The following is a 4,666-nucleotide window of genomic DNA, read 5'->3' as shown; positions in this document are numbered from 1 at the left end:
GACGATAAAATCTATAACACTAAACTTATATTTGAATTTTTGGAACTGCCCTTAGGTAATATCCAGGAATTAATCACTGGTGTGGGAGATTTCTTTGGGAAAACTCCTTGCTTTATCTTTTAAACCAAACTCAACTATTATGGAATATTTTATGGAAAAATTTTACAGTAGAGTAATATTAATAATACTCACGATATCCTTTATGCCATTTTATTTTTTATCCGGACAGGTTAGCATTCAAGGAGATAACAATACTGAAGGGAGTAGCATTCAATCAGCAAGCGGGTACAGCAAATTCACATGGTTGGGAGATAACGTAAATCCTTACGCAGTCTCACCCGACGGAAGGGTCGTTGTCGGGGGGTATAACAATAAGGCTTTTCGTTGGAATGAGAAAACAGGTTTAGTTATATTACAGGACCTCAATCCAACTCTTCTTCCTTCTCCGTCCAGTATTGCATTGGGTGTTTCAAACGACGGTATGGTGATTGTGGGATATTCAGCGTATGATACGATTAAGGTCGGCAATAGTGTGCATTATTTGTATAATGCGGTACGTTGGTCATCCTCAGGTGGAATTACAGCATTACCATCTATGGGGTACAAGATGTCACGAGCATGGGCGGTTGATGCTGCAGGAATTAACATCGTCGGAGATGTTGACTCTACATTTATAGGTGGTTCCCCAAGCTCGCCCTATTTCAATTATCATTCACGTGCATCCCGATGGACTGGTAGTAGTGTGAGTTATCTTCCAGGTGTTCATGCGATAAGTCGTGTTTATGGAATATCGCCTGATGGATCAGTAGCTGTTGGTAGCGCGCAACCAAGTGCGGTAACAGGAGCCCAGACTGCAGCGAAATGGGATAGTACTGGAATGAAGTATTTGGGATTCACATATCCACCGTATAGTAAAGCAGTCTGTGCTTCAACAAATGGTAATGTAGTTATCGTACAGAAGAATACACCTTATCCTTCTTGGTCATATCGGTTGACTGTGGGTGGAGTTACGGCTGTTCTTGGGGACAGTACCGATCCTAAAGCAATCACGGCTGATGGTAGGCGCATCGTCGGACTATCGAGTAAAAAACCCGAACAACGTGCTATTATCTGGGATGCAGGAAGCAGTGTATTTCAGGATTTGAAATTATTTCTTCAGAATTCCCACGGTATAATTTTGAATAATATCAGGCTTTGGGGGGCTACCGGAATTTCTGCTAATGGAAATGTTATTGTCGGTTGGGGAATCGATTCGGGTGGATTTTACAATAAAGGATACAGGGTTGTGCTAAACCCAGGTCCTATTATGGTTTGGAAACCGATAAAAGGTTCTTTTTGGCTTGCCGGAACTGTAGATACAATCCGGTGGACTTGCTATAAAAATATCGACTCGGTGAACATATTCTTCAGCACAGACAGCGGAGTTACCCAACACCTTATCGCGAGTGGAGTTCCGGGCGACTCTGGATCTTTCCCATGGATGATGCCTAATGATGTTATGTCAGCAAAATGTTTAATCAAAATTGTGGCGAGTAGTGGATCCGACAGTGGTCGCAGCGAAATGTTTAAAGTAAAAGGCACTTATCTAACGAGGTATAACTCGTCTGGTCAGTATGAAAATTTTTCACAACCGCGCCACCAATATTCTTTCGGGAATGAAGCAAAATGGATTTGGCCCCAGAGTTGGTGGCTGCAATTCAATTATGTAACCTCCATCGATCCGGTAACAGGTACGTTTTATCCTTTCGACTCTATGTATCCATTCAGAGCGGCAGCAGACAGCAATTTTTCCGACTGGCCAAATTTTGTTAGAGCATTTGGTGTTGCTCAATGCTATTGGTCGCCTACCTCGACTGGATATAAAGAGAAGGCATTGACGAAATGGGCATCGATCAAAGGAGAGTGGGGAGGATCTTGTTTTGGTTTCTCGACATCATCACTTATGGCGTTTGAGGATAAGACGCGGTTCCTTACAACTTTTCCGCAGATGCCAGGTTTCAGCGCGCTTGAAGGTGTTGTGTGTACCGACAGTGTCCGCAGTGTCATAAATCAGCTCCAAATCTATACAAGCGGTGCGACACATTATGCATACGTCCTACCCCGTTGGTCAACAATAACTCCAACACAAACCCTTCAGGAACTGCGCAATGATTTTCTTAATGATACGAGAGATGTTAAGGTCTTAAATATTTATAAGCAAACAGGCGACCCTGCAGCGCATGCAATTGTCCCTTATAAACTCGAACAAGACACAATCAATCCTCAGAACTATTGGATATCAGTATATGATAACAGCTATCACACCGACTACAACGCAAGAATAATAGTAGATACAGTAGCAGACACATGGGATTACTCGAACTGGACCGGTTGGGGTGGTGCAAAAGGATTGATGCTTATGGATCCAGTTTCCAGTTACTATTCTAACGATACTTTAACGCGTGCATTATCATTTAATGGACCGCCGGTAATTACTGCAGGCAAACAAAGTCTCGCTTCTTCGAAATACTGTGAGCTATATTCATCTTCCAGGTCATCAATTCTTATCAAAGATATGCAGGGAAACAGAATCGGATACCAGAATCAAGAGTTCTTCAATGAAATTTCAGGTGCCGGACCTTTGATTCCGCTGGATTCCAGAGAAGCTCCACCAATAGGTTATCTTCTTCCGCTGGGCCGCTACTCAGTTACCTTGGGTGAAGCATCTGATTCGACAATCTCATTCAGCTTGATCTCTGATTCTTCAGTTATGACTTTTCAACATCATGGAGTCGCACCTCTCCAGGAGGATCAGTTAGAAATTAGTGACATGACCACTATGCGAATGATCAATAACGATCTGCAAACTAAGAAGGTAGACATGAAGCTTGTCGTGGAAGAACCTAATGCAGAGAAAGTGTTTAGAGTAAATAATTTCGATGTGATGCAGGGAGATTCAATAACTGTTGCAGCTTTTATGCTTGATCAGCTTAAACTTTCACACACTGGGATATCAACTATTAATTTTGATATTCGTATCGAACATAACTCGCAAAACGGATTGGTGATATTTTCAAAGACAGGAATTCAAATCGACGGCAGTGCGGGATACGTGTTTGTTCCTAATTGGAATAATTTTGCTAACGACACCACAATGCAAATCCTGATTGATCGTGGAAACGATGGAACTGTAGATGACACACTATGGATTCAGAACGAACTGCTTGGTGTTAATGATCAGGGTTCTCTAATCCCGGGTGAATACAAACTTTACCAAAACTATCCGAATCCATTCAATCCAACGACTAAAATAAAGTTTTCAATTCCAACAAAATCTCATGTAGATATAAGAATATATGATGTTTTAGGTCGTGTTGTAACCACCCTTTCAGATGGATACAAAGAAGCTGGATATTATGATGTGGAGTTTAACGGTGCTAATTTGTCGAATGGTATCTATTTTTATAAGATAAACGCAGTTGGTGTGAGCGACCCAAGCAAAACTTTTGTCCAAATTCGGAAGATGATACTACTCAAATAATTTGAACTTGGAATTTGGTTAGGATTTAGAGTTTAGTGTTTCTAATTTATTATCCACAAAATATTCATTCAAGCCCCAGCATAATTTTAGCTGGGGCTTTTTTGTTATACCTCCAAAATTTTTGTATATTTTTTCTGAACGATGGTACACTCTATCAATAAAATTTACAAGTTTGGTTCAGTAGAATACGATTTGTCGAACCGAACCTTCATTATGGGAATTTTGAATGTAACTCCCGATTCTTTCTCAGATGGTGGAAAATATTTAAACAGCTCAAAAGCAATCGACCATGCTTTATGGATGGCTGATGAAGGTGCTGATTTTATTGATGTTGGCGGCGAATCAACCCGTCCCGGTTCTGAGTCGGTCAGCGTCAGAGAAGAACTAAATCGAGTTATCCCGGTTATTGAACAGCTTGTTAATAAAACTACTATCCCTATATCAATCGATACTACAAAATCTGAGGTTGCAGAAAAAGCACTTCAAAGCGGTGCAGTAATCGTGAATGACATCAGCAGCTTTCACTTCGACCACCGGATGCCTGCAGTTGTCTCGAAGTATAATGCCTCGGTCGTTTTAATGCACACCAAAGATAAACCGAAAACGATGCAGCAAAATCCGGAATACAAAGATCTTATTCCTGAAATAAAATCTTATTTATTCCAAGCGATTAAAAAATCTATCGAAAATGGCATCAAACAAATTATTATAGACCCCGGTATCGGCTTTGGAAAGAAACTTGAACATAACATAGAAATATTCAAAAGGTTAAAAGAATTTCAGGAACTCGGCTATCCGGTTCTTGTAGGTCCATCAAGAAAATCTTTTATCGGAACAATACTCGATTTACCTATTGCTGAAAGATTAGAAGGAACCGCCGCGGCTGTGGCAGTCTCAATTATGAACGGTGCAAATATAATTCGTGTACACGATGTTAAAGAAATGAAACGCGTTGCAAAAATAATTGATACATTAAAATGAGGATATCAATTGGAACTTTTTAAAATTGGGTTTTTAACAGTTACATTAGTTGATATACTCGATATTGTAGTGGTAACTTTCATCTTCTACCGGCTTTATTTGATAATGCGTGGAACGATAGCCGCTCAAATTTTCGTCGGACTGCTTTTAATCATAGCATTCTCG

At 40.4% G+C, this 4,666-nt stretch carries 3 protein-coding genes; all 3 read left to right on the top strand.

Going from position 1 to position 4,666, the window contains the following annotated elements; all coding sequences use genetic code 11:
- Window positions 1–151: 151 nt before the first annotated feature.
- Window positions 152–3,520 (top strand): T9SS type A sorting domain-containing protein, encoded by a 3,369-nt coding sequence (locus QME58_14070; GenBank protein ID MDI6804942.1) that lies wholly within the window; start codon window positions 152–154, stop codon window positions 3,518–3,520.
- 141 nt (window positions 3,521–3,661) lie between these two features.
- Window positions 3,662–4,501 (top strand): dihydropteroate synthase, encoded by an 840-nt coding sequence (gene folP, locus QME58_14065; GenBank protein ID MDI6804941.1) that lies wholly within the window; start codon window positions 3,662–3,664, stop codon window positions 4,499–4,501.
- A gap of 9 nt (window positions 4,502–4,510) precedes the next feature.
- A partial coding sequence (locus QME58_14060; protein ID MDI6804940.1) for a TIGR00159 family protein occupies window positions 4,511–4,666 on the top strand: 156 nt, incomplete at its 3' end.

The sequence above is a fragment of the Bacteroidota bacterium genome (assembly GCA_030017895.1).
GTDB lineage: Bacteria > Bacteroidota > Ignavibacteria > UBA10030 > BY39 > JASEGV01.
This window is presented reverse-complemented; position numbering and strand designations above follow the sequence as displayed.